Source organism: Comamonas sp. 14P8.1.4, from assembly GCF_057799285.1.
The window spans coordinates 1-22643 of sequence record NZ_JBYOKN010000009.1 but is presented as its reverse complement, the minus strand read 5'-3'; the positions used below and the strand labels follow the sequence as shown (position 1 = coordinate 22643).

Annotated in this window: 22 protein-coding genes; 9 read left to right on the top strand and 13 right to left on the bottom strand. The window is 58.9% G+C overall.

Going from position 1 to position 22643, the window contains the following annotated elements; all coding sequences use genetic code 11:
- Positions 1–39: 39 nt before the first annotated feature.
- Both AC27VO_RS12985 and upp read left to right on the top strand, forming a co-directional pair.
- On the top strand, positions 40–900 hold the full coding sequence (locus tag AC27VO_RS12985) for an enoyl-CoA hydratase-related protein (RefSeq protein ID WP_488667135.1): 861 nt from the start codon (positions 40–42) through the stop codon (positions 898–900).
- A 232-nt stretch (positions 901–1132) separates the two neighbouring features.
- Entirely contained in the window at positions 1133–1765 is a 633-nt protein-coding gene (upp, locus tag AC27VO_RS12980) for a uracil phosphoribosyltransferase (RefSeq protein ID WP_488667134.1), read from the top strand.
- Positions 1766–2025: 260 nt separating this feature from the next.
- Here upp and AC27VO_RS12975 read toward each other — a convergent pair whose 3' ends face one another.
- On the bottom strand, positions 2026–3942 hold the full coding sequence (locus AC27VO_RS12975; RefSeq protein WP_488667133.1) for a tetratricopeptide repeat protein: 1917 nt from the start codon (positions 3940–3942) through the stop codon (positions 2026–2028).
- Positions 3943–4222: 280 nt separating this feature from the next.
- Here AC27VO_RS12975 and AC27VO_RS12970 point away from each other — a divergent pair, with 280 nt between their 5' ends.
- The 3 genes from AC27VO_RS12970 to AC27VO_RS12960 all read left to right on the top strand — a co-directional run bounded on the left by AC27VO_RS12970 (position 4223) and on the right by AC27VO_RS12960 (position 9683).
- Positions 4223–4927, top strand: coding sequence for a response regulator transcription factor (locus tag AC27VO_RS12970; protein WP_488667132.1), 705 nt, complete (start codon positions 4223–4225; stop codon positions 4925–4927).
- On the top strand, positions 4924–6828 hold the full coding sequence (locus AC27VO_RS12965) for a sensor histidine kinase (protein ID WP_488667131.1): 1905 nt from the start codon (positions 4924–4926) through the stop codon (positions 6826–6828). The genes AC27VO_RS12970 and AC27VO_RS12965 overlap by 4 nt, the downstream gene beginning before the upstream one ends.
- A 200-nt stretch (positions 6829–7028) precedes the next feature.
- A complete protein-coding gene (locus AC27VO_RS12960) occupies positions 7029–9683 on the top strand; it encodes a bifunctional diguanylate cyclase/phosphodiesterase (protein WP_488667130.1) in 2655 nt (884 codons plus the stop codon).
- Positions 9684–9845: 162 nt separating this feature from the next.
- On the opposite strand, the gene AC27VO_RS12955 is transcribed toward AC27VO_RS12960, so the two are convergent.
- On the bottom strand, positions 9846–10550 hold the full coding sequence (locus AC27VO_RS12955) for a YebC/PmpR family DNA-binding transcriptional regulator (RefSeq protein ID WP_488667129.1): 705 nt from the start codon (positions 10548–10550) through the stop codon (positions 9846–9848).
- A 171-nt stretch (positions 10551–10721) separates the two neighbouring features.
- On the opposite strand from AC27VO_RS12955, the gene AC27VO_RS12950 reads away from it, so the two are divergent.
- Complete coding sequence (locus tag AC27VO_RS12950) at positions 10722–11831, top strand: PQQ-dependent sugar dehydrogenase (protein ID WP_488667128.1); 1110 nt, start codon at positions 10722–10724, stop codon at positions 11829–11831.
- A 573-nt stretch (positions 11832–12404) separates the two neighbouring features.
- Here the strand turns inward: AC27VO_RS12950 and AC27VO_RS12945 are convergent.
- The 4 genes from AC27VO_RS12945 to rpiA all read right to left on the bottom strand — a co-directional run bounded on the left by AC27VO_RS12945 (position 12405) and on the right by rpiA (position 15769).
- A complete protein-coding gene (locus AC27VO_RS12945; RefSeq protein WP_488667207.1) occupies positions 12405–12977 on the bottom strand; it encodes an RES family NAD+ phosphorylase in 573 nt (190 codons plus the stop codon).
- Between the two features lie 15 nt (positions 12978–12992).
- Positions 12993–13454: a hypothetical protein gene (locus tag AC27VO_RS12940; protein ID WP_488667127.1), complete on the bottom strand. Its 462-nt coding sequence runs from the start codon at positions 13452–13454 to the stop codon at positions 12993–12995.
- A gap of 219 nt (positions 13455–13673) precedes the next feature.
- Positions 13674–14903, bottom strand: a complete 1230-nt coding sequence (locus tag AC27VO_RS12935; protein WP_488667126.1) for a nucleoside recognition domain-containing protein — start codon at positions 14901–14903, stop codon at positions 13674–13676.
- 173 nt (positions 14904–15076) lie between these two features.
- Positions 15077–15769 (bottom strand): ribose-5-phosphate isomerase RpiA, encoded by a 693-nt coding sequence (gene rpiA / locus AC27VO_RS12930; RefSeq protein ID WP_488667125.1) that lies wholly within the window; start codon positions 15767–15769, stop codon positions 15077–15079.
- Positions 15770–15805: 36 nt separating this feature from the next.
- Here rpiA and AC27VO_RS12925 point away from each other — a divergent pair, with 36 nt between their 5' ends.
- On the top strand, positions 15806–16852 hold the full coding sequence (locus AC27VO_RS12925) for a quinone-dependent dihydroorotate dehydrogenase (protein ID WP_488667124.1): 1047 nt from the start codon (positions 15806–15808) through the stop codon (positions 16850–16852).
- A gap of 145 nt (positions 16853–16997) precedes the next feature.
- Here AC27VO_RS12925 and AC27VO_RS12920 read toward each other — a convergent pair whose 3' ends face one another.
- The 4 genes from AC27VO_RS12920 to AC27VO_RS12905 all read right to left on the bottom strand — a co-directional run bounded on the left by AC27VO_RS12920 (position 16998) and on the right by AC27VO_RS12905 (position 19361).
- Positions 16998–17375, bottom strand: a complete 378-nt coding sequence (locus AC27VO_RS12920; protein ID WP_488667123.1) for a hypothetical protein — start codon at positions 17373–17375, stop codon at positions 16998–17000.
- Complete coding sequence (locus tag AC27VO_RS12915) at positions 17372–17767, bottom strand: phage holin family protein (protein WP_488667122.1); 396 nt, start codon at positions 17765–17767, stop codon at positions 17372–17374. The genes AC27VO_RS12920 and AC27VO_RS12915 overlap by 4 nt, the downstream gene beginning before the upstream one ends.
- Before the next feature lie 51 nt (positions 17768–17818).
- On the bottom strand, positions 17819–18124 hold the full coding sequence (locus AC27VO_RS12910; protein WP_488667121.1) for a glycine zipper domain-containing protein: 306 nt from the start codon (positions 18122–18124) through the stop codon (positions 17819–17821).
- Between the two features lie 127 nt (positions 18125–18251).
- Positions 18252–19361 carry an NAD(P)/FAD-dependent oxidoreductase gene (locus AC27VO_RS12905; protein ID WP_488667120.1) on the bottom strand — a complete coding sequence of 370 codons (1110 nt, stop codon included), beginning with the start codon at positions 19359–19361 and terminating at the stop codon, positions 18252–18254.
- Between the two features lie 704 nt (positions 19362–20065).
- Between AC27VO_RS12905 and AC27VO_RS12900 the strand changes: the two genes are divergently transcribed.
- Positions 20066–20242 carry a hypothetical protein gene (locus tag AC27VO_RS12900; protein WP_488667119.1) on the top strand — a complete coding sequence of 59 codons (177 nt, stop codon included), beginning with the start codon at positions 20066–20068 and terminating at the stop codon, positions 20240–20242.
- A 272-nt stretch (positions 20243–20514) separates the two neighbouring features.
- On the opposite strand, the gene AC27VO_RS12895 is transcribed toward AC27VO_RS12900, so the two are convergent.
- Together AC27VO_RS12895 and AC27VO_RS12890 are read right to left on the bottom strand one after the other, a co-directional pair.
- The gene (locus AC27VO_RS12895; protein WP_488667118.1) at positions 20515–20676 is read right to left on the bottom strand and encodes a hypothetical protein; all 162 of its coding nucleotides are present in this window, start codon (positions 20674–20676) and stop codon (positions 20515–20517) included.
- A 13-nt stretch (positions 20677–20689) separates the two neighbouring features.
- Entirely contained in the window at positions 20690–20851 is a 162-nt protein-coding gene (locus tag AC27VO_RS12890) for a hypothetical protein (RefSeq protein WP_488667117.1), read from the bottom strand.
- A gap of 634 nt (positions 20852–21485) precedes the next feature.
- Between AC27VO_RS12890 and AC27VO_RS12885 the strand changes: the two genes are divergently transcribed.
- On the top strand, positions 21486–21701 hold the full coding sequence (locus AC27VO_RS12885; RefSeq protein ID WP_488667206.1) for a helix-turn-helix transcriptional regulator: 216 nt from the start codon (positions 21486–21488) through the stop codon (positions 21699–21701).
- A gap of 122 nt (positions 21702–21823) precedes the next feature.
- On the opposite strand, the gene AC27VO_RS12880 is transcribed toward AC27VO_RS12885, so the two are convergent.
- Positions 21824–22643 (bottom strand): HNH endonuclease family protein (locus AC27VO_RS12880; RefSeq protein ID WP_488667116.1); only part of this gene is annotated, 820 nt, incomplete at its 5' end.

The window sequence follows — 22643 nt, the reverse complement described above, 5'->3', positions numbered from 1 at the left end:
TTCTCTTGGGCCCGGTAGCTCTCTAGAGTGCCGGGCCATATGTCCTCTAGCCACACCCTCCCCTCTCTGTCTGTCATGCACCTGCAGGTGCATGCACACATCGCCCACCTGCAGCTGAGCCAGCCCGAGCGCCTGAACACCATGTCCCCGGCCTTCTGGCGGGATCTGGATGCAGCGCTCACCCACATCCAGACCCAGGACGACGTGCGCGTGCTGGTGATCAGCAGCACAGGCAAGCACTTCAGCGCAGGCATGGCGCTGGAGACCTTTGCCGACCCGCAATTTGCCCCGCAAGACACCACACCTGAAGGGCGCGCCGCCCTGTCGGCGTTTCTGTGGGATATGCAGCATGTCTTCACCCGCATCGAGCAATTGCGCATTCCCGTCATCACGGCCATTCAGGGCGGCTGCATTGGCGGCGCACTGGACATGGTGTGCTGCGCCTGTATGCGCTACGCCACGCAAGACGCGTTCTTTTGCGTGCAGGAAATCAACATTGGCATGGTGGCCGACCTGGGCAGCCTGCAGCGCCTGCCCAAGCTGCTGCCCACGGGGCTGGTCAAGGAGCTGGCCTACACCGGCCGCCGCTGGCCCGCCCAGGCCGCGCTGGCGCATGGCTTTGTGAACGCCACTTTCGAGACACAAGAAGCCATGCTAGCTGCTGCCATGCAGTGCGCCCAAGAGATTGCCGCCAAGCCCCCTGTCGCCATCTGGGGCAGCAAGCAGGCGCTGGACTTTGCGCGGGACCACAGCGTGCAAGACAGCTTGCGCCAGATGGGCTGGCTGCAAGCGGGCATCTGGAGCAACCGCCACGTCATGGAATCGGTACAGGCCACGCAGCAAAAGCGCAGCGGTGACTTCCCGGCGCTGCAGCCCCAGCGCGCCTTTGGGCAGATGTAGGCGAACGCCTCACCCCGCGCAACACGGGCGCCGGTGCGTGTGCGCAAGGTCAAAGAAAACACCCTTGCGCACACAGACAAGCTGCGTGGTTTCCACATGGCTGCCAAGAAATAAGCACAATGCAGGGCATCGCCATATGCCGTGGCACGCCCCGTGCTTGAGACAGAAAGTACAGCTACATCCCTCAAGCCCGGCGTGCTGGCGGCTGTTTTACCCATTACAGATACCGACTATGAGCACCGTCCACCTCATCGACCATCCCCTGATTCAGCACAAACTGACCCTGATGCGCCGCAAGGAAGCCAGCACCAACAGCTTCCGCCGCATGCTGGGCGAGCTGTCCACGCTGATGGCCTACGAAATCACCCGCGACTTCCCGCTGCAAGACCTGGAAATCGAGACCCCCATGGAAAAAATGGTGGGCAAGGTCATCGACGGCAAGAAGCTGGCCCTGGTGTCCATCCTGCGTGCAGGCAATGGTTTCCTGGACGGCATGCTCAACGTGGTGCCCGGCGCGCGCATCGGCCACATTGGCCTGTACCGTGACCCCGAGACCCTGCAGCCCGTCGAGTACTACTTCAAGATGCCCGAGAACATGGCCGAGCGCGATGTGATCGTGGTGGACCCCATGCTGGCGACCGGTAACTCCGCTGCCGCGGCGGTGCAGCAACTCAAGGACAAGTGCTCACCCAAGTCCATCAAGTTCATGTGCCTGCTGGCAGCGCCCGAAGGCATCAAGACCATGCAAGCGGCCCACCCTGATGTGGAAATTTTCACTGCCGCCATTGACCGCGAGCTGGACAGCCACGGCTACATCCTGCCTGGTCTGGGTGATGCAGGCGACCGTATCTTCGGCACCAAGTAAAAAAGCACTGCGGTGTTGAAAAAAGGCTTCCTGCGGGAAGCCTTTTTTTATAGCCACTGCAGCGGCGCGCAGACCTTGGATGTGCTTGCCATTAAAAATTTAATAGCTGCTTGCGCTTGTTGAATATTGAATTCCCTATGTTTTCTATGTAAAACACTGAGATATCAAGCGCAAGCCGCTATCAAATAGAAGAACTGACTGCAGTACCTGGCAGCCGCAGCAAGCACCTCTGCATCGCAGCAGCGCAGCACCTGCCACCACTACCAGCGCAGTGCCTCCGCCAGTTGCTGCGCCTGGAGCGCCTGCTGTGCATTCGTGACCGAGGCGCGCAAGATAGCGCGGGATTCGCCCTGGTCCACCAACCACAGCAGCACCTGGCGCACGGGCGCGCCCTGGCTGGCCGGGGCATCGGCGGCCGGTTGCACCTCAAACACCCAGTACTGTCCTTGGCGGGCGGGCTGGCCCGCTGCAGCCTGTTTGGCCACAAAACGCTGCTTGCGCAAAGCGCCAGGCTGCAGCTGAAACTGCTGCGTCAGCGCCTTGCGCAGCAACGCCTCCTGCTGCGCATCGGACTCGGGAATGCGCTGCCCGCTCGTCAGCCCCAGCGTGAACTCCGTGGCCAAATCCCGGTAGTGAATGCGACGCCAGTCTTGCGGCTCCTGCAGCACAAAGCCTGCGGCCTGCATCGGCAGCCCCATGCCCGTGCGGCGGTTGTCCAGCCACGCCTGCTGCACATCCTCGGGCGCATACCAGATGCGGTCCAAGCCCCCCGCATTGCGCAAATACTGCCGCAGCAAGGCAGCAGCCTGCGCCTGGTCGCCCCGGCGCAGCGCCAGCAAAGCACCGTACTGCTGGGCGTTGTCGATCAACGTGCTGTCAAACACCTTGGCATAGGGCCAGGCCTGCAAGGCCGTCTGCAGCGCTGCATCGGCCTGCGCGTACTGCCCCGCTTTGAAGGCCGCAATACCCACCACGGTGTTCAGCCGCGCTACTTCCGAAGGGAAACGCGCATCACCCACCGCCGCACGCGCCAGCTGGGCAGCACGCGGCCAGTCTTGTGCACCGCGCCATGCGCTGGTGACGGCGCTTTCACGGCTGGGCAGCAAGGACTGGCCTGCGCTGCGCGGCAAATCCGGGCCTTGGGGGCCATCCACCGCCTTCCACCACGCTTGCAGCGCTTGCAAGCCCTGGGCCTGCTGAGACTGCAGCATCTGCACTTCCAGCTGCAAGAACCAATTGCCACGCAGCGCCACCCAGTCCAGGTGCACCGCGTCTGGCTGCTGCCTGGAAGTGACGCGCAGCGCCCGGTGCAACGATGGAGTATCGGCCGGCATGCGCAGATCCACCTGCGGCCAAGCGATGGGCACCCCATCGCTGGCAGCACCGGTGTACGCTAAAAGCTCAGTCAGACGCTGCTCGCGCACAGCTTGCGTCTGCGCGTTTGGCGCATCCTCGTAGCGCAGGCGCAGCGTGGCAAACATGCGTTTGCCGTCGGGCAGGACATACATATAGCGCAGGCTGCTGTCGTCGGTACGGTCTTGCGCGGGCTCCACCGCCATCAACACCCAGCGCTCCAGGGCGGTGGGCACGGACAGGCCTGCGCTTTGAAAAGCCAGGCGCTGGGCCTGACGGTCCCACGTCCACTGCGCAGGAAACAGTGAGGCTTTGGCCAGCAGCACTTGCTGGTAGCGCACCACCGCTGCCGCATCACCGGCCATGACAGCAGCCATCAGACCGCGCTGCGCCAGCGCTTCGACCTGGCCCGACACGGCTTCATCCGGCCTGCGTTCTGCCGCAGCCAGCATGCGGTCGGCCAGCGCCATGTTGTCGCTGTACAAACCTTGCTGGTGCTGCAGCACAGACAACAGCTCCGAAGCATCAAGTTGCTCATAAGGGTTGCCGTCGGGCAGTGTCATGGTCACCAGGGCCCGCGCCTGGGTCAATGCGTCGTCCCAGCGCTTGGCCTTGGCGGCTTGCACCGCCGCCTGGCGCAGCTGCATAAAGGGTGAAGGTGTGGCCTGCGCCTCGGCTTCATCGGGCACGGCCTGCGCTGTAGAGACGGCGGGAGCGGTAGGTACGGTGGGCGCCGCGGCATGCGAAGGGGCCAGTGCCATGCAGGCCCAGGACAGACAAGTCAGAGAAAACACACGGTACACAACCACCTCCAGGGACAGCACAACGCAATCCAAAAAGCATAGCGAAAAATATCCACCCAGCGCCCGCAGGCCGCCTTTCTCCCGTGAAAAGCCGCCCTCAAACTGTCACCAACTGTGTATGCACCGTCCCATCCACCAGTCTCATGGTTGTGCGGCATATGGGGGCACAGAATCCTTGCAATTTGGCGCAGCAGTGACTACGAGTGAGCGAAAATCACCACTTTCAGCGATAGCCAAAGCCCAGGGCTTGCGTTTCAATCACGTCAGTTTCGCTTTGTGCGCCTACGCTTGCTGCCTTCCTATGGATTTACTGACGCCCCCCTCCCCACTCCCCCTGCTTGCTGCCCCTGTGTTGGTGGTGGAAGACGACCCGACGGTGACCCGGCGGCTGCGCAGCCTGCTGCTGGGAATGGGCTACGACGCCTCGGCCCTGCTCTGGGCCCGCAGCGTGCAGGAAGCACGCCAGATTTACGCACAGGAAGCCATTGCACTGGCCTTGGTGGATCTGGGCTTGCCCGATGGCTCTGGCCACACCGTGATTGCCGAGCTGCGTGCACATGATGCTTCGCTCATGATTTTGGTCATCTCTGCCTGGAGCACCGAAGACGCCATCCTGGGCGCGCTGCGTGCGGGTGCCACAGGCTATCTGCTCAAGGAGCGCGATGATTTGGAGCTGCGTCTGGGCATTGCCAGCACACTGCGCGGTGGTGCCCCGATCGATCCGTTCATCGCCAAACGCATCATGCAAGAGTTCGCAGCTGTGTCAGCACCGCCTTCTGCCAGCCACCAGCCTGACACGCCAGCTATGGTGCCACTGACCGCACGCGAGCAAGAGATCCTGCAATGGGTGGCCCAAGGCATGACCAACCGCGAGATTGCCGAAACCCTGCACCTCTCACGCTTTACCGTGGAGTGCCATGTGCGCAAAATCTATCAAAAGATGGAAGTCTCTTCCCGCACCCGCGCCATCCACATGGCGCGCCTGCACGGATTGATCGATTCATGAGCGCCTGGGCCCGGTGCTGGCACCGCTGGTGGCGGCACCTGGCGGTGCTGCTGTGCTGTGTGCCCACGCTGGCATGGGCACAGACGGCGCCGGACACCGCACAGGCCCTGTGCGTGCCGCAGCACCTGGGCAGCTGGGCCGCCAAAGAACTCACACCACAGCAGCGCCCCACTGCGGGTTGGGAGCGCGTCGACCTCCCCGACACATGGCAAGACCGATGGCCCGATTGGACCGGCGCCACCTGGTACCGCATTGAATGGCTGCTGCCCTGCCCGCAGCAACACCATGGCCTGTCCATTTCCGCCATTCGCACTGCGGGCACCGTCTTTTGGGGTGATGAGCTGCTGTGGAGCGACCGTTTTACCAGCGCCCCCTTCTCACGCAGCAGCAATGTGCCGCGCTGGTGGCCCTTGTCCACCCAGGGGCGTGACGGTGTGCAAACCGTCTGGGTCCGCGTCGCGGCCAACCATTTCACCTCACCGGGACTGGGCCGTGTCTTCCTGGGAGCCGCCAATGCCATTCGCGACGCGGTGGACTACAGCACTTTCCGCCAGCGCACCAGCTACACGCTGACCGCAGCCATGTCAGCCGCCATTGGCTGCGTGGCCTTGTTTGTCTGGCTGTGGCGCCGCTCAGAGTCAGGCTATCTGTGGTTTGCCGGCATGCAGCTGATGTGGATGCTGTACCTCACACTTTTGCTGCAAAACGAGCCGGTACTGGCGCTCTCCAGCCCCGCCCAGTCCAAGATCCATTTGCTCAGCTTTTTGCTCTACGCCCAGTGCTTCTGGCTTTTTTCGCTGCGTTTTGTGGGGTTGCGGCTTCCAAAAATAGAGATCCTCAGCTGGTTGGCCATTTTGGCGTGGGCCTGTCTGCTGATCATCTCCCAAGGCATCGGTGATCTGGTGCACACCGCATGGCTGTTCCGCTGGGGATCGCTGCTGGTGCAGTGCAGCTGCCTGATCGTGATCGCTAGGGCGCTCTACACCCGACACACCCCCCATCTCTGGCTGGCCCTGTGCTGGCTGGGCATTTTGTTTGTGGCCGGACACGACATCGTCGTGGCCATGCGGGTGTGGGATTACGACCAGACCTGGTCAGCCATCTTCAGCCCTGTCTCCACCATTTTTCTGGCCGGCATGCTGGGCTGGCAGCTGGCAGCGCGCATGCGCCGGGTCGACATCTTCAACGCCGAGCTGCAGCAGCGCGTGGATACGGCGCGCAGCGAGCTGGCCCAGGTATTGGCCCAACGACACGCCCAGGAGCTGGAGCACGCCCAACTCCAGGTGCGCGTGCACCTGGCCCATGACCTGCACGATGGCCTGGGCGGCAGCCTGGTGCGCTCGCTGGCGCTGGTCGAGCAAGCCACACCGCAGCTGGACAAAGACCGCGTGCTGTCCATGCTCAAGGTGCTGCGCGACGATTTGCGGCAAGTGATTGATGTCGGTTCCAGCCGCGATGTGGCCGTGCCCACCACGCCGGTGCTGTGGCTGGCCCCCCTGCGCCACCGCTTCACACTGATTTTGGATGAACTCCAGCTGCACGCCGATTGGCAGGTGGACGCGCAATGGCGCATTCCCCCCAGCACCTTGCAATGCATGGCCATGTCACGCGTGCTGGAAGAAGCCTTCGCCAATGTGCTCAAACACAGCCGCGCCCACCACCTGAGCATCAGCTGCACCCAGCCCAGCCCCTCTCTGTGGCGCGTGGTGCTGGAAGATGATGGGGTGGGTTTTGATGTGGAGGCCGTACAAAGCGCGGGCATGGGCATTGGCGTGCACAGCATGTACAACCGCCTGGCCCGTGTGAACGGGCAGCTCACCATCCGCTCATCGGCCAGCGGCACCACACTGATTGCAGAGATCGTGACCACCGATACGACCCGCCCGGCAGCGCAGCCTTGATCCGCTGATAGCGCCCTCCACCGCCGCACCCGCCCTGCTGCGCTCAACCCAGGGCTGGCTGGCAGATGCTGCCTGCCGATTTCCAGACCAACGGTAGCTCAGATGCACGCTGCTCCAGCCGTAAGCATCTTCTTACTTGCGTTGTCTGAATTTTGATCAACCATTGTTCAAGCGCGCCTAATTTGCAACAAGGAGTGAACATGGAAGATGCCTCTGCGTTTGTTGATCCCCCCTACACATTCGAGCTGGCACACCTGCAGGCACTGGACCGGGTCATGGCCATGGCCAGCTTTGAGCCCAATGGCATGCTCAGCCATGCCAATGCCAATTACTTGCAATTGTTTGGTTTGTCTTACAAGCAGGCTTTGGGCCGCATGCATCGCAGTTTCTGCCCGCCCGACCTGTCAGGCAGCGAGCACTACGCCGCCACCTGGGCCAGCCTGTGTGAGGGGCACTCTTTCTCGGGCGTGGTGGAGCGCGTGCGCAGCGATGGCAGCAGCTGCTGGCTGGAAGCCACCTACAGCCCGGTGCTGGATGTGCAGGGCAAGGTGCTGCACATTCTCAAGATTGCCGCCGACATCACGCAGCGTTACGCCGCCGAACAGGCCCAGCAAGAACACCTGCGCCGCCTGTCCCTGGTGGCCGATGCTTCTGACACGGCCATCATCATCAGCGACAACCACTCGCGCATCCTGCATGTGAATGGTGGCTTCACCCGCATGTTTGACTGGCGCAACGAGGAAGTGATTGGCCAGCCGCCGATTGTCCTGCTGTCTCCGCACCTGCTGCACGATTTCTCAGAAACCGTGCATGCGCAACTGCGCACCGGGCAATCGGTCGAGCGCGAAGAAATCGTGACGGGCAAGAACGGCCAGCGCTACTGGGTCAAAACCATCAGCAACCCGGTGCGAGACGAACAGGGGCAGTGGAGCCACACGGTCTCCACACTCACGGACATCACCAGCTCCAAGATGCACGAAGCCTTGCAGCACCGTGTACTGGAGGCGTTGGCCTGCGAGCAACCGCTGACTGATGTGCTGAATCTGGTCTGCCAGGAAGTCGAGCGCATTGCCCCTGAAGTGACGGCATCCATTTTGGAGGTCGATGCCAAAGGGCTGCTGCACCCTTTGGCGGGGCCCAGCCTGCCTGCGGCCTACTCCGCCCTACTGGAAGGCCAGTCGATTGGCCCCATGGCAGGCTCGTGCGGCACGGCGGCATGGAGCAATGCCCCCGTGATTGCCGACGACATCGCCACCGACCCGCTGTGGAGCGGCTATCAGCATTGGATATTGCCGCTGGGCTTCAACGCCTGCTGGTCCACACCCATCTGCAACAGCAAAAACAAGCCCATTGGCACTTTTGCGTTTTACTACCGCGAACCTCGCATTCAGGCCTCCTACGCCTTTCACCAAAAACTGATCGATGCATGTACACACCTGTGTGCGCTGGCGCTCGAGCGTGAATCCGACCGCGCACGCATTCGCCAGCTGGCGTTCTACGACGGGCTCACCGGCGTGCCCAACCGCACCTTGCTGAACGCCAAAACCGAGCAGGCCATTGCTTCCGCCACCCGCAACAACGAGCAATTGGCCGTACTTTTCATTGACCTGGACCGTTTCAAGCAGGTCAACGACTCGCTGGGCCACCGCGCAGGCGATGAGCTGCTGTGCAACATGGTGCGGCGCCTGCAGCAGGCCCTGCGCGCCAACGACATCGTGGGGCGGCTATCGGGCGATGAATTCTTGGTTGTGCTGCCGCAGTGTGATGTGGACCGCGCCACCCGCACCATTGAGCGCTTGCAGGACCTTCTGGTGCTGCCCATGACGATTGGCAAAAACTGCCTGTCCATCTCCGCCAGCATTGGCGCGGCCATGTTCCCCGCCGATGGGCAGAACCTGGAGACACTGCTGCAATACGCGGACATGGCCATGTACCAGGCCAAAAGCGCTGACCATGGTCAATTTCGCTTCTTCAGCCAGGAAATGAGCCACCTGGCCCAGGAGCGACTGAAGATGGAGGGGGCGCTGCGCAAGGCGCTGCAAGACCATCAGCTACACCTACTGTATCAACCGCAGATTGACTTGCGCACCGGTGACCTCTGCAGCGTTGAAGCACTGGCACGCTGGACACACCCGGAGCTGGGCGAGATTCCGCCCTCGCGCTTCATTGCACTGGCGGAAGAATGCGGCCTGACTGCCGAGCTGGGGCGCTGGGCAATCGATGAGGCATGCCACCAGCTGGCCGCCTGGCGCCACAGCGGCTGCCACGTACCCGCCATCTCGGTCAACCTCAGTCCCTCGAATTTCCACAATCTGGAGTTGCCGCAGCTGCTGGCCGATGCCCTGCAACGCAATGCCCTGCAGCCGCAGGACCTCACGCTGGAGCTGACGGAGCGCATCTTGCAAGACAGCAACCCCAACACCATGCAAACCATCCACCAAGTGCATGAACTGGGCATTCACCTGTCGATGGACGACTTTGGCACCGGCTATTCCAGCCTCAGCTGTTTGCGGCGCCTGCCCGTGCACGAGCTGAAACTGGACCAAAGCTTTGTCGCCGACATGGAGCACGATGAAGCCGCACGCTCACTCAGCCGCGCCATTTTGGGCGTCGGCAAAAGCCTGCAGCTGAACGTGGTGGCCGAGGGCGTAGAGACCGCGGTACAAAGCGCCATGCTCAAAGACCAGGGCTATCTGGCTGCGCAAGGCTATCTTTTTGCACAACCACTCACCCCCCAGGAGCTGCCGCAGTGGCTGGAAAACAGCAAACGGCTGCACCTGCCGCCCAGCGATCCCATCTCCATCTCCGGCCTACAGGTCGCACCCAAGCCACTACCGGCCAAGGGCGCGCTGTAAAAGGTGCACCACGCCACCTTCTGCGCTCCATATTATTTACATAAAAAAGCCTTCCAGGCCATACCCAGACTACGCTAACAGCTAGCTATTTTGATAATTCACGAACAAAAAAAGGACTGCCTCAGCAGTCCTTTTTGGGTGCGTCGTACCTGGCGCTGGCAATCAGTCCACCAAGCCGGCAAACACGTGTTGCACGTCGTCGTCATTGTCCAAACCGGCCAAAAATTCTTGCACTTCTTCTTGCTGCTCGGCCGACAGGCTGGACATGCTGATCGGGTTCTTGGCCTTGTAGCCCAGCTTGACCGACAGCACCTTGATGCCTTGCGCAGGCAATGCCTTGGAGACGGTGTCCAGGTCGGTGGGATCGGTAATGAACAAGGTCACGCCCTCTTCGTCGCCCGCTTCAAAGTCTTGTGCGCCCGCTTCAATGGCGGCCATTTCGGCATCGGCACCGTTTTCGGCTTCGCCTTCGATCATGCCCACGTGGTCAAAGTCCCACGCCACGGCGCTCATCTGGCCCTTGCGGAAGCACACACGCATATTGGGCGCAGTGCGGTTGGGGTTGTCGGTCAGGCATTCCACCATCACCGGCACGCGGTGGGGGGCGTAACCTTCAAAAATCACGCTGGTGTAGTTCACGGCTTCGGAGCCTACGCCCGAGCCCTTCTTGACCGCGCGGTCCAAAGTTTCTTTGGACATGGAAGCCTTGCGCGCCGCTTCAATCGCCATGCGCAGGCGTGCATTGCTCGATGGGTCACCACCGCCCAGACGGGCAGCGACGGTGATTTCTTTTACCAGCTTGCCAAACAGCTTGCCTTTGGCGTCTGCGGCCAGGGCCTTGCCCTTGGCTTTCCATTGCGCTCCCATGGAGGGCCTTTCTTCGAATCTGAACAAAAAATGCCGCGTACACGGGCGGCATAGAATAAATCAAGGCGTTTTATACACCTGCTCCATAGGCCACAGCGCCATCATTGCCAACTTTTTGTGCCTTCTGCGGCCCGCTTGCTTTGCCGCAACCCCACCCAAGGAGACAAGAGCATGCGCTTTCCCCCCCTTTCTTGCGCCGCCATCGCCGCTGGCATGCTGCTGGGCCAAGCCCACGCTTTGGAGGTGCAGCCCGAAGTGGTCGCCCAAAACTTGCAAAACCCATGGGCTGTGGCTTTTTTGCCCGACGGGCAGTTTCTGGTGACCGAGCGCCCGGGCCGCATGCGCGTGATTGCCGCCGATGGCACGCTGGGCCGCCCACTGCAAGGCTTACCCACCATTGCCGCAGGGGGCCAAGGCGGCTTGCTGGATGTGGTGCTGGATAGCGACTTTGCCCGCAACCGCACGCTGTACTTTTGCTACGCAGAACCCGGCCTGAACGCCAGCAACAGCACGGCACTGGCCAAAGCACAACTCTCTGCCGACCACACACAGCTTGAGAACCTGCAAGTGCTCTTTAGCCAGCGCCCCAAAAAAGCCAGCCAGCTGCACTTTGGCTGCCGCATCGTAGAGCGCCCCGATGGCACGCTGCTGCTGACCTTGGGCGAACGCTCGCACTTCAAAGAAGAAGCGCAGAACCTGCAAAGCCACCTGGGCAAAATCGTGCGCATCCACAAAGACGGCAGCGTGCCGAAAGACAACCCCTTTGTGGGCCGCAGCGACGCCCTGCCTGAAATCTGGAGCTGGGGCCACCGCAGCCCCCAAGGCGCCGCCCTCGCCCCCGATGGCACCTTTTGGATGAATGAGCACGGCCCCCAAGGCGGCGATGAAATCAACCGCCCCGAGCCCGGAAAAAACTACGGCTGGCCCGTGATTACCTATGGCGAGAACTACGGCGGCGGCAAGATCGGCGCAGGCATCACCCACCAAGACGGCATGGAGCAACCCGCGCACCAATGGACGCCGTCGATTGCCGTCTCTGGCATGGCTTTCATCACCTCAGATCGCTACCCCGGCTGGAAAGGCCAGATGGTCGTCGGCGCCCTCAAAGCCCTGCGGCTGGAGCGCATCACCTTGAATGGCAACAAGGTGGAGAAAGTGGAACCCCTGCTCCCCCACCTCGCCCAGCGCGTGCGCGATGTGCGTCAGGGGCCGGATGGGTGGCTGTATGTGCTGACGGATGCGAGCAAGGGGCAGTTGCTGCGGTTAAAGGCCCAGCCTTGAGGCCGCCAGCCGAGTGCCCAATGGGCGCTTGGCTGGTGCGAGGGTTTACGGCTGCTCTGAAAACAAGCACGACCGCACCAGCCACGGACGAAAAAAATAAGAGCTACTAGCGCTGCTGGAATAAGGGCTAGAAGCCAAAAAGACTAATTGCTAGCCTAACGACACACAACAGCCCACATGCGAACCTCGGCGAAAAACCAAACACCCAGCGAAACAACGCTTGAAAAGGTAAATGGCGCTTGAATATGCATGGGCTGAAATGGGCCGGAATAAAAGGCAGGCTAACGAATAAGCTAAGCCGACCGCCGAAGGCGGGTCGGCTTGAGCGCCGGGTTAGACCCAACGCGACAAAAACAACCATGACCGCACGGGCCACGGACTACGAAAACCAGAGCTACTAGCCCAGATGGAATAAGGGCTATAGGCCAAAAATACCAATAACTTGCCTAATGCCACCACAACTTCCCGCAAGCGAACCCCAAGTGAACGCCAAAACACCCAGCGAAAAAAAGTAAGTGGCTTTTGAATATGCATGGTATGAAATAAGCAAGAATAAAAGGCAGGCTAAATAAATTAGAAACTTGCGGGACCAAAGATATAGTTGTACTCTACACGAGTAAGGCTAATCTTATTTAAGAAAATTATTTTCATCAGGCTTGATTGAATTGGCCTATCAAAAATTGCAAGATTTGGAACAGAGAATGAATTTTCTTGATTGTGAAATTGGGGTATTTTCCGGTGTGAGATGCCTCTCATGTTTCTGAGTGGCATAACTCCGAGTCTTAAAAAGCTGAAGAAGGATGGATAAATTATCCCATCGAATCCATGTAATTTTGCGATTTTAGCGATATCTCTTGTTATTTCATAGGAATGCTTGCCGGCCATGAAAAGCATGTGCACTGCAATATCCAGGCTTTCGAATTCTGAGATATTTTCAGCTTCTTCCAAAACTACAGATAGATCCAAAACTTTAAGTGGGCGGCTGGGGGACAGTGTTGCTACATAGAGATCGTCTTCTGCGGTAACCCTGCATTCGTGCAAGCACACTTCAAGGTCTTCCGATGTATAAAGTATTGGTGCGCCATTGAAGTCAAATCGTCCTCCACCGAGGAATTCATCGGGTGGGCTGTCATATTCACTGTGCAGATCTGGTTTCTCTGGTTATTTTCTGACTCTGCAAAACTTTTTGTCGCATTCTATTATTCGTGTTGGGTATTGTTTGATTATTTTTTTGATAATACTTTTGCGTGTTGATTTTTTTACTAACTTTTTAATGGGCTCAACCTCTCCCAAAAACCACAATCTTGGCCCATAGTGAAAGAAGCCTACGCCTAATTTAGATCCAATAATTGATGCATCTTGATTTAAGTTTGAATAAAAATCGATGCTGGTTTCTTGAAATTCGTTAAATTGAATAAGTGGGGATCCGCCGAAATCAGTTTTCAGAAATGATCCCAAAACAAAAAATCTATAGGTCAATTCATATAGCTGTTGCTCTTTTAATTTAAAACCAGATTCGGATCCACATGTTTGGCACTTGCAATTTGATTGCTCCCCCAATTTTTGGGCATCGATTATTAATCCTTCGTCTTTAAAACAATCTGAGCAAGCCAAATAATCCATTTAATGTACTTTCGAAACCTAACTTAATTTAGACAACAGAACCGTCTTGAATAGCAGTTCCCTAAAACTTTGCCCCCTGCATCATCCACAGAGAAAAAGCCACAAGCAAGCTATTTAGTCACGCATTAAAAACTACGGTTAAAACTGTGGCGTAACACCGAAAAGCGGTTGACGGTGTTTGAGTACAAGCGCTAAGCAGCGTCGGATAAGGATTTGGCTTTACCCAAAAAACCAATAAGTCACACCAATCGCCGCGACCACACCCGCCAGCTCCGCCAGCAACGCACACCCCACCGCATGGCGCGCACGTTGGATGCCGACTGCACCAAAGTAGACGGCCAGTACGTAGAAGGTGGTTTCGGTGCTCCCTTGAATGGTGGCGGCGGCCAGCGCGGCAAAGCTGTCCACACCCTGGGTTTGCATGGTCTCAATCAGCATGGCGCGTGCGGCACTGCCGGAGAACGGTTTGACCAGCGCCGTGGGCAGCGCATCGACAAAACGGCCATCCATGCCCAACCATTGCACGCACCAGCGGATGGCGTCCAGCACATAGTCCAGCGCGCCGGATGCGCGGAATACGCCGACGGCGCACAGCATGGCCACCAGATACGGCAGCAGGCCTTTGGCCACGTCAAAGCCTTCTTTGGCCCCGTCGATAAAGCTGTCGTACACGGGCACTTTCTTGTAAGCACCCAGGCAAACAAACAGCACGATCAAGGCAAACAGCGTGAGGTTGCCCAGCAAGGCAGAGAGTGACGCCAGCACTGCCGCACTCAAGGTGGTGAGCAGCGCCATAAACCCGGCCAGCCCCAGCGCCACGGGCAGCAAATACGCCAACACCACAGGGCTAAAGATGGGCAAGCGCTGCACCAGCGCCACGGCCAGCAGGCCCACCAGTGTGGAAGCTGACGTGGCCAGCAAGATGGGCAGAAACACCAGCGTAGGGTCTGCCGCGCCCTGCTGCATGCGGTACATAAAGATGGTGACGGGCAGCAGCGTGAGCGATGAGGCGTTGAGCACCAGGAACAGAATCTGCGCGTTGGTCGCAGTGTCAGGCTTGGGGTTCAGCGCTTGCAGCGCCTTCATGGCTTTGAGGCCCATAGGCGTGGCCGCGTTATCCAGCCCCAGGCCGTTGGCGGCAAAGTTCAGCGTAATCAAGCCCAGCGCCGGGTGGCCGCGCGGCACCTCGGGCATCAGCTTGGCAAACAGCGGGCCCAGCACTTTGGCCAGCCACTGCACCACGCCCGCCTCTTCCGCTATGCGCAAAAAACCCAGCCACAGCGTGAGCGTGCCAAACAGCAGCACCATGACTTCGACCGAGAGCTTGGCCATGGCAAACAGCGCTTGCACCATGGCGGCAAACACCTGGGGCTGCCCGCCGACCAGCCATTGCGCCAGCGCGGCCACGGCCGCCACCAAAAAAAAGCCCAACCAGAGCATGTTGAGCATAGGTCTTAAGCAGTACGTGGGTTGAAGAAGTGCACGGGGTCCCTGAAGCGGTGACATTGCAGACCACACTGTACGCCATGACACCCTGTGCAGCGCGCAAAAAAAACAGCGCCTCAAGGCGCTGTAAATATCGCGGCAGCCACACGGGGCGCCGCGTTGGGTATGGAACGTGTTTAGTACGTGGTGGTGCGCACACCGTCTGCGCAGCCCAGCAGGCAGACATTGGCCTTTTGGTGCGCAAACACGCCCACGGTGACCACGCCGGGCCACTGGTTGACCTGGCTTTCAAACGCCAGCGGGTCGGTAATTTGCAGGTCGCGCACGTCCAGAATGTGTTGGCCGTTGTCGGTCACCAAAGGCTGGCCGTCTTTTTGGCGAATGGTGGCGGTGCCGCCCATGGCTTCAAACTTGCGGGCGATCTGGCCTGCGGACATGGGAATCACTTCCACGGGCAGCGGGAAGTTGCCCAGCACGGGCACCAGCTTGGATTCGTCCGCAATGCAGACAAACTGCTTGGCCAGCGCCGCCACAATCTTCTCGCGCGTCAGGGCTGCACCGCCGCCTTTGACCATATAGCCTTGGCCGTCGATTTCATCGGCACCGTCAATGTAGACCGACAAGGCCTGCACTTCGTTGGCATCGAAAACCGTGATGCCCAGCGCCTTCAAACGCTCGGTGCTGGCCACCGAGCTAGAGACCGCGCCCTTGATCTGGTCCTTCATGGAGGCCAGCGCGTCAATGAATTTGTTGACTGTGGAGCCGGTGCCCACGCCCACAATTTCGCCCGGTACTACGTATTTCAGTGCGGCTTGGCCGACCAAAGTTTTCAGTTCATCTTGGGTAAGGGGTGCAGTCGATGTCGTCATGGGGGAAAATCCGGTTAATCCCTCGAATTATTCCCTATGTCGCTTATCCCTTACGCCCTTGTTCGCCCCTTCTTGTTTGGTATGGAGCCCGAAGCGGCCCACGACTTCACCATGAACGCTTTGGCTAAAGGCCAGGGCACGCTGCTGCAATGCGCGTGGTCGGCCCCCATGGTGGAAGACCCCATCACTCTGGCGGGGCTGAAGTTCCCCAACCGCGTGGGCATGGCCGCAGGCCTGGACAAGAACGCCCGCTGCATCGACGCGCTGGCCGCCATGGGCTTTGGTTTTGTGGAAGTGGGCACCGTCACGCCCAAGGGCCAGCCGGGCAACCCCAAGCCGCGCATGTTCCGCCTGCCTGCGGCCAAAGGGCTGATCAACCGCCTGGGCTTTAACAACGACGGGCTGGATGCCTTCATCGCCAACGTCAAAAAGTCCACCGTGCGCGCGCAAGGCAAGCCCATGCTGCTGGGCCTGAACATTGGCAAGAACGCGGCCACCCCCATCGAAGAGGCCACCAACGACTATCTGATCTGCCTGGAAGGCGTGTACCCGCATGCCGACTACGTGACGATCAACATCAGCTCGCCCAACACCAAGAACCTGCGCGCGCTGCAAAGCGATGAGGCGCTCGACAGCCTGCTGGGCGCGATTGCCGCCAAGCGCGAAGAACTGGCCGCGCAGCAAAACCGCCGCGTGCCCATCTTTGTGAAGATTGCGCCGGACTTGGATGAAGCCCAAGTCCAAGTGATTGCCGCCACCTTGCTGCGCCACGGCATGGATGGCGTGATTGCCACCAATACCACGCTCAACCGTGATGCCGTCAAGGGCCTGCCCCACGCCGAAGAAACCGGCGGCCTGAGCGGCGCGCCCGCCTTTGAAGCCAGCAACCGCGTGATTGCCCAGCTGCGCGCAGCCTTGGGCAAGGGCTACCCCATCATTGGCGTGGGCGGCATCATGCGCGGTGAAGACGCCGCCGCCAAAATTCGTGCGGGTGCCGACGTGGTGCAAATCTACAGCGGCCTGATCTATGCCGGCCCCGGCCTGGTCAGCGATGCGGCCAAGGCCATCCGCAACATGCGCTAAAAAAGTGAGCTGCCAGCGCTGATATTTCAATCCATTCAGGCTGTTTATTGCTTGAAATCTTCATTGATCCAGCGCTAGCCGCTATCAAAAACAAAGCCCGGCATGCCGGGCTTTGTTTTTTAGGGGCTGAGGGCCCGCTGCTGTACTAGCGCTTGAACTTGGCAATCAGCGGCAGCAGCAAGCCGCCGTAGCGCACCAATTTGCGCGGCCCCAGCATCAGCACCAGCCCGGCCAGCGCCGTGGTGGCCAGCGGGTGCAGCTTGGCAAACACGGCCAGGCGTTCCACAAACGGTGCATCGCTGGGCACCGTGTCCGGCGCTGCGCGCAGCGCCTGGGCCTGCAGTTGCGCCTGCTTGGCCGCACGCAGGCGGTCACGCTGCATGGCAATGCGCTTGAGCACCACGCGCTCGGCGTCGCTGGCCTGGTGCCAGCGCACATCTTGCTCCAGCACCGCCACAGCCGTCATGACCAATGGCGCTTGCGCCTGCTGCGGTGCAGCAGAGTTGGTGGCCGCAGTGTTCACAGCTTCTCCTTAATCAGCGCCCAGTCCTGGGCCAGCTCGGCGCGTGTCAGCGCGAAGGGACGGCTGGATTTGCGCAGTGCAGACAGCAGCACCAGCAATGCCGCCGCCCACACCAGCAACCACACACCGGCGATCACCCAAGCCACCACGGTGCGCTGGGGCGAATCCCAGAACTGCACCAGCACCGCCAGCGACAGCAGCCCCAAGGCCACAATCGTCAGCCCACCCAGTACCACCGCCAGCACCAGAATTGTTTGCAGGCGCGTTTTCTGCGCCGCCCACTCCAAGCGAGCCAGCGCCACACGGTCTTCTGCCGCAATGGCGCCTTCGTTGAGATTGGCACGCATGCGAGCAGACAAGTTTTCCAATCCAAGAATAGACATCCAATTCACGGCAGATTTCCTATACGTGTGCAGGTTGCAGAAGGTGTGCGCAGCAATGGCTTAGCGGCGTGCCAGCAAAAAGCCGAGCAAAGCACCCACTGCCAGCGCCGCACCGGCCACGCGCCAGGGTTCGTCGTGGGCGTAGCGGTCGGCCACATAGGCGGCTTCCTTGGCCTGGCGGGCGGCTTCATGCGCCGCGTTCAGCGCGGTTTCACGCGCCTGGTACACGCCGTCGTCCAGCTTCTGGCGCAGCACGCTGATTTGGGGGATGGAGTCCAGATCCTTGCTCGCCAGCAGACCGCGCACGTCGGTCACCAGTTTTTCCAGATCAGCCTGGGTAGAAGAAACAGTGTCAGAAAACGCCATGGTGAAAGCCTTTCTTGGGTATGGATGAACAAGAGATGCGCCGCAACACCAAGGCTGCAGCCGCGTTGATGGTTGGCATCTTAACGAATGCCACAGGGCTGACCAAGTCAGCGCACACCGCACAAGATCAAGAAGCTGGCGTTAATTGCTGCAAAACTTCTTCGGCAATCGCCAGGCAGCTGGTCAGTCCCGGCGATTCAATGCCAAACAGGTTCACCAGGCCCTGCACACCATGCGTGGCAGCGCCTTGAATCACAAAGTCTGCCGCCGCCGTACCAGGCCCCGAAATTTTGGGGCGAATGCCCGCGTAGCCCGGGGCCAGGCTGCCCGCCTGCAAGCCCGGCCAGTACTTGTGCACCTCGGCATAAAAGCCTTCGCAGCGCTGCGGATCTACCTGCAATTGCTGCGGGCTGTCCACCCATTCCACATCGGGACCAAACTTGGCCTGGCCGCCCAAATCCAGTGTCAGGTGCACGCCCAGCCCTGCCGCTTCGGGTACGGGGTAAATCAGGTGGGTGAACGGTGCACGGCCGCTGAGCGTGAAGTAATTGCCCTTGGCAAAAAAAGCCTGCGGCACATGCTCGGGCGCCAGGCCCTGCATCTGCGCGGCCACATGCGGCGCAAACAGGCCCGCCGCGTTCACCACTTCCTGCGCCAGCAACTCGGTGCCATCTGCCGTGCGCAGCAAGATGCCGTCGGCCTGCACCTGGGCCGTGGCCACGGGCGAAAGCAACGCCAGCGCGCCACCTGCATGCTCCATATCGCCTTGCAAGGCCAGCATCAGGCCATGGCTGTCCACAATGCCGGTGCTGGGCGACAGCAGCGCCGCGTGGCACTGCAGCGCGGGCTCCAGCGCCTGGGCCTGGGCCTGGCTGAGCAGCTGCAAATCGTGCACCCCATTGGCGGCCGCCTTCTGCTGAATCTGCTGCAGCTGGGCCACCTGCTCCGCGCTGGTGGCCACAATCAGCTTGCCGCAGCGGCGAAAATCCACGCCCTTTTCCGCGCAGTAGGCGTACAGCAGCTCCTTGCCCTGCACGCACAAGCGCGCTTTCAAAGAACCAGCGGGGTAATAGATGCCAGCGTGAATCACTTCGCTGTTGCGCGAGCTGGTGCCTGTGCCAATCGCATCGGCTGCCTCCAGCACCACCACTTCCCTGCCCGACTGCGCCAGCGCTCGCCCCACGGCCAGCCCCACCACGCCCGCGCCAATCACCACGCTCTGCACCTGATCTACCACGTTGAATCTCCCTGATTGATGTGTGCCCATCATGCTACGCGCATGCGCACAGCGGCACGGCAAAGCTTATTAAATGCTTACAGCGCCGCCACTGCGCAGGCAGCCCAGCAACCGTGCGATAGCCGCAGCCACCGTCACGCACAGACACATGGCCACCGTGCACGCAGCCGCACATGGGTAGCAAACAGCTTCGCCTCAAAAAATATTTTTTTATAGCTACTAGCGCTTTCTACACCTACGTAATCAGCACTTTTCATGCATATTTATGGACCATCCACTCAGGCTCTAGCTGGCGCAATCGTTGCGTGCCAAGGGCCCTTTAGCCTGCGCGCGGTGGGATACGGCATGCCTGCGGGCGCGCCACAGACTTTGTGCCTGGGTCGCCAGGCTGCTTCACGGCGGTACATGCAATGGCTTGTGCCTTCTCTTCTCACACCGCGTTGTTCACAGCAGGCTTTACTGTGCGCCACATGGCGTTGGGATTTCGTCTGCGGACAATTTGCAGCCTAGTGCATCACCAGCCGCCAGAAAGAAGCCATGCCTTTCAGTCACCCCACCGCGTGCATGGGGGCGTAATGAAATAGTGATGCCGCAAAAGTTGGTAAGGCCCCGCCTGTCCTACGTTGCACCAACCGTTCATCGCAGATGCTGGGAGCCAAGGTAAGCAATCCCTGCTTGCCTGCCAACCTGAAGGAGTTATGGACATGTCGCAACACAACCAGCCGCAGCATCCCGGCCAAAAGGAAAAGCAGCAGCAACAGCAAAGCCCCAACCAGCAGCAGCCGGGCCAAAATACCCAAAAGCCCCTGCAACAACAGCAGCAAGCACCGCATTCGCAGCGCCAACCCGGCCAGTCTCAGCAGCCCAGCAAACAGCAGTGACCACATGGAAAGAAACCAGGGCAAGCTTTGGGCTTGCCCTTTTCACAAGCGAAGAGACGTGCTGCACCAGCGTCTAGTTGTCAACGCATCTTTGAAAGTGCACATTTTTTAGCCCCATCCGCGGGCTTACTCGGGCGAGCTGCCTAGCAGCTATTCATCGCGTAGAGCAGACAGGCAATCCACCGCTGCGGCGAGTCGTTCTGCAGAAAACTAAACACCACCCCTTCCACATTACGGCCTAAGTCAGGTCTACGGCTGGCCAGCGTGTCCATCTACGGCAGCAAATCCGCATCAGAGCTGCCCGCCAGCGGTTGCCAATCACGTAAAGCCAAGTCAGATTTCGATGCGCCCTGGAACGCCGTCATACCTGCAGCCGATGTAATGGACGCAGCGGCACGCTGGCTGCGGGTAAATGGTTTGGTGTTGCGCCCCATGTCCCTACGCCAATTAGATGAGGCGACGGGTTAGGCCACCGCTGCGGCGGGCCTGCTCTTCATTCGCGGCAAGCAATTGCCATTCAATGTCTGCGTGGGTTTGACCAAACTTTACAGAGCGCTCCTCCCCACTGGCCGTGCTGGGCTGCGTCAGGCGCGCTTTCAGTGCAGACAAAAAATTGTCTGCGCTTAGCTTGGAGCTGTTTGGTGGCGAGGTGGCTGTAGATACCCATGCGCCAATGGTCGGCGGGGTGCTGCGAACAACCCAGACGAACTAGTTCTCTAAATTTTGTCGCAGGCTGCTGGGACCAACGATGGCGCGGCTGTCGTTGTTGTCGCCCTTGATGACGCGCAGGTCGGTGATGCGGGTTTGGGCGCTGCGCACCCAGTTGTAGACGCTTTGGGTTTGGTCGGATGAGTCGGTGTGAATACGGCACCACAAAGCACGACGAAACGGGCAAAAAATAAGGCCACACAGTGATTTCTCATTGTGTGGCCTTGTCGGGCTGGCGGCAATTTAAACACCTTTTAAAAACAAAGTCAAATATAAGTTTTTGTTATTTTAGTAACTTTGATATTCCCCATATTGTTCCCCATTAAATGAATGGCTGGAACTCAAGTTTATTGGACATATCTTATCGCAATATGTCTAAATGTTCAAAGAAAAATAATTCAACAAAAAGTTGCTTAAGAATCCATCATCTTCGTAATTCACGATTGATGTGTGAATAATTCGATGTCAAGGCAAGGTTTTTAGAACCTTGACGAGTTTTTCTCCGCACTTGGCCTGATGGCAAGTGTGCCACTTGATGATTACACACATGATGAAAACATATATTGCTCCAGATGATAGATTCTTGCGTTTGCCAGATGTTTTGGAACGTCTGGCTGTCTCACGATCTAGCTTCTATGCGGGGGTAAAGGCCGGTGTCTTCCCCGCGCCCAAGAAGCTCGGAGCCAGAACCTCCGTCTGGCTGGAGTCAGAGATCACAGGCTTCATCAGAAGCTTCTCTCAGCCCGGCTAAGAAATAGTCACCCTCAAGAAGAAGCTTGCAGATTTTTTCTTGAGGGAGTACGAAATATTCCTCAAAAACAAAAGACTTGGTTTAACTTGCAAACCATTCAAAATTTTCTTTTGGTTTTTCCCCTACCAAACATAACAAAATTCCATACTACCTGAACTAGTGGGCCTTTCTAATTTCTCAAGAATTCTTTGATTAACCATTTGATCTCGGATAGCACAAGTATTGGTGTAACCAGCTCTCAGTTTCCTTTGGGCCCATGCAACAGAAAACTGCTCGCCTTCATCAGCTTTTAGGAGCTGAATAATTTGAGCGATCGATTCAGATTGACTCATTTTTGAGAAATCCTTTTTCTCTACGCCAAGCATCTCCAGCATACGTTGCTCATGCAATATCACAGTAATTTGATTCCACTTTCCATTATTATTTTTATATGCATTTTTCATTTCTTGAATTTTTAAGCTTTGTGGAAAAGCACTGCCTAAAAGTTCACCAAACTTTGCATCTTCAGCACGATCACTAAGCTTAGAGTTCATGGACTGCGTCACCAGGCACAAATTGCCCAAGGCATGCAGGTGAGCTTCATGCCACTGATATGTTGAGCCGGAAATATCTTGGTTTTGGGGATGCAAGTGCTCCACTGAGCGCCGCGCGGTGGAGAACGCAAAATGCCGAGCTTTGTCAGCGCTGTTACGCCACAGCAGGTAGTCCAAATAATTCAACACAAAGGGATGCACATTAGGGTACTTCAGCTTTTCGGCGACTTGCCCTTGGCACAGGTCTGCTAGCTTTGCTGGCGCAAAGTTACCCAAGCGGTTCGCTACGTCCTCGTAATGCACCTCCCCCAGTAAGCCGGTGCCAACCTCTAGTGCAAAGCTCTGGGCCAAGCCCTCCAGGGCCTTCAAAAAGCTTGCTGCATCAACTTGCTCTCGGCAATTCGCATAC

Coding starts and splice junctions, on each gene's coding strand:
- AC27VO_RS12895 (WP_488667118.1), bottom strand. CDS start 20,676: ATGGGGCGCAACACCAAACCATTTACCCGCAGCCAGCGTGCCGCTGCG.
- AC27VO_RS12955 (WP_488667129.1), bottom strand. CDS start 10,550: ATGGGAGCGCAATGGAAAGCCAAGGGCAAGGCCCTGGCCGCAGACGCC.
- AC27VO_RS12985 (WP_488667135.1), top strand. CDS start 40: ATGTCCTCTAGCCACACCCTCCCCTCTCTGTCTGTCATGCACCTGCAG.
- AC27VO_RS12950 (WP_488667128.1), top strand. CDS start 10,722: ATGCGCTTTCCCCCCCTTTCTTGCGCCGCCATCGCCGCTGGCATGCTG.
- AC27VO_RS12965 (WP_488667131.1), top strand. CDS start 4,924: ATGAGCGCCTGGGCCCGGTGCTGGCACCGCTGGTGGCGGCACCTGGCG.
- AC27VO_RS12940 (WP_488667127.1), bottom strand. CDS start 13,454: ATGGATTATTTGGCTTGCTCAGATTGTTTTAAAGACGAAGGATTAATA.
- AC27VO_RS12960 (WP_488667130.1), top strand. CDS start 7,029: ATGGAAGATGCCTCTGCGTTTGTTGATCCCCCCTACACATTCGAGCTG.
- AC27VO_RS12885 (WP_488667206.1), top strand. CDS start 21,486: ATGATTACACACATGATGAAAACATATATTGCTCCAGATGATAGATTC.
- AC27VO_RS12910 (WP_488667121.1), bottom strand. CDS start 18,124: ATGGCGTTTTCTGACACTGTTTCTTCTACCCAGGCTGATCTGGAAAAA.
- upp (WP_488667134.1), top strand. CDS start 1,133: ATGAGCACCGTCCACCTCATCGACCATCCCCTGATTCAGCACAAACTG.
- AC27VO_RS12970 (WP_488667132.1), top strand. CDS start 4,223: ATGGATTTACTGACGCCCCCCTCCCCACTCCCCCTGCTTGCTGCCCCT.
- AC27VO_RS12900 (WP_488667119.1), top strand. CDS start 20,066: ATGTCGCAACACAACCAGCCGCAGCATCCCGGCCAAAAGGAAAAGCAG.
- AC27VO_RS12925 (WP_488667124.1), top strand. CDS start 15,806: ATGTCGCTTATCCCTTACGCCCTTGTTCGCCCCTTCTTGTTTGGTATG.
- AC27VO_RS12935 (WP_488667126.1), bottom strand. CDS start 14,903: ATGCTCAACATGCTCTGGTTGGGCTTTTTTTTGGTGGCGGCCGTGGCC.
- rpiA (WP_488667125.1), bottom strand. CDS start 15,769: ATGACGACATCGACTGCACCCCTTACCCAAGATGAACTGAAAACTTTG.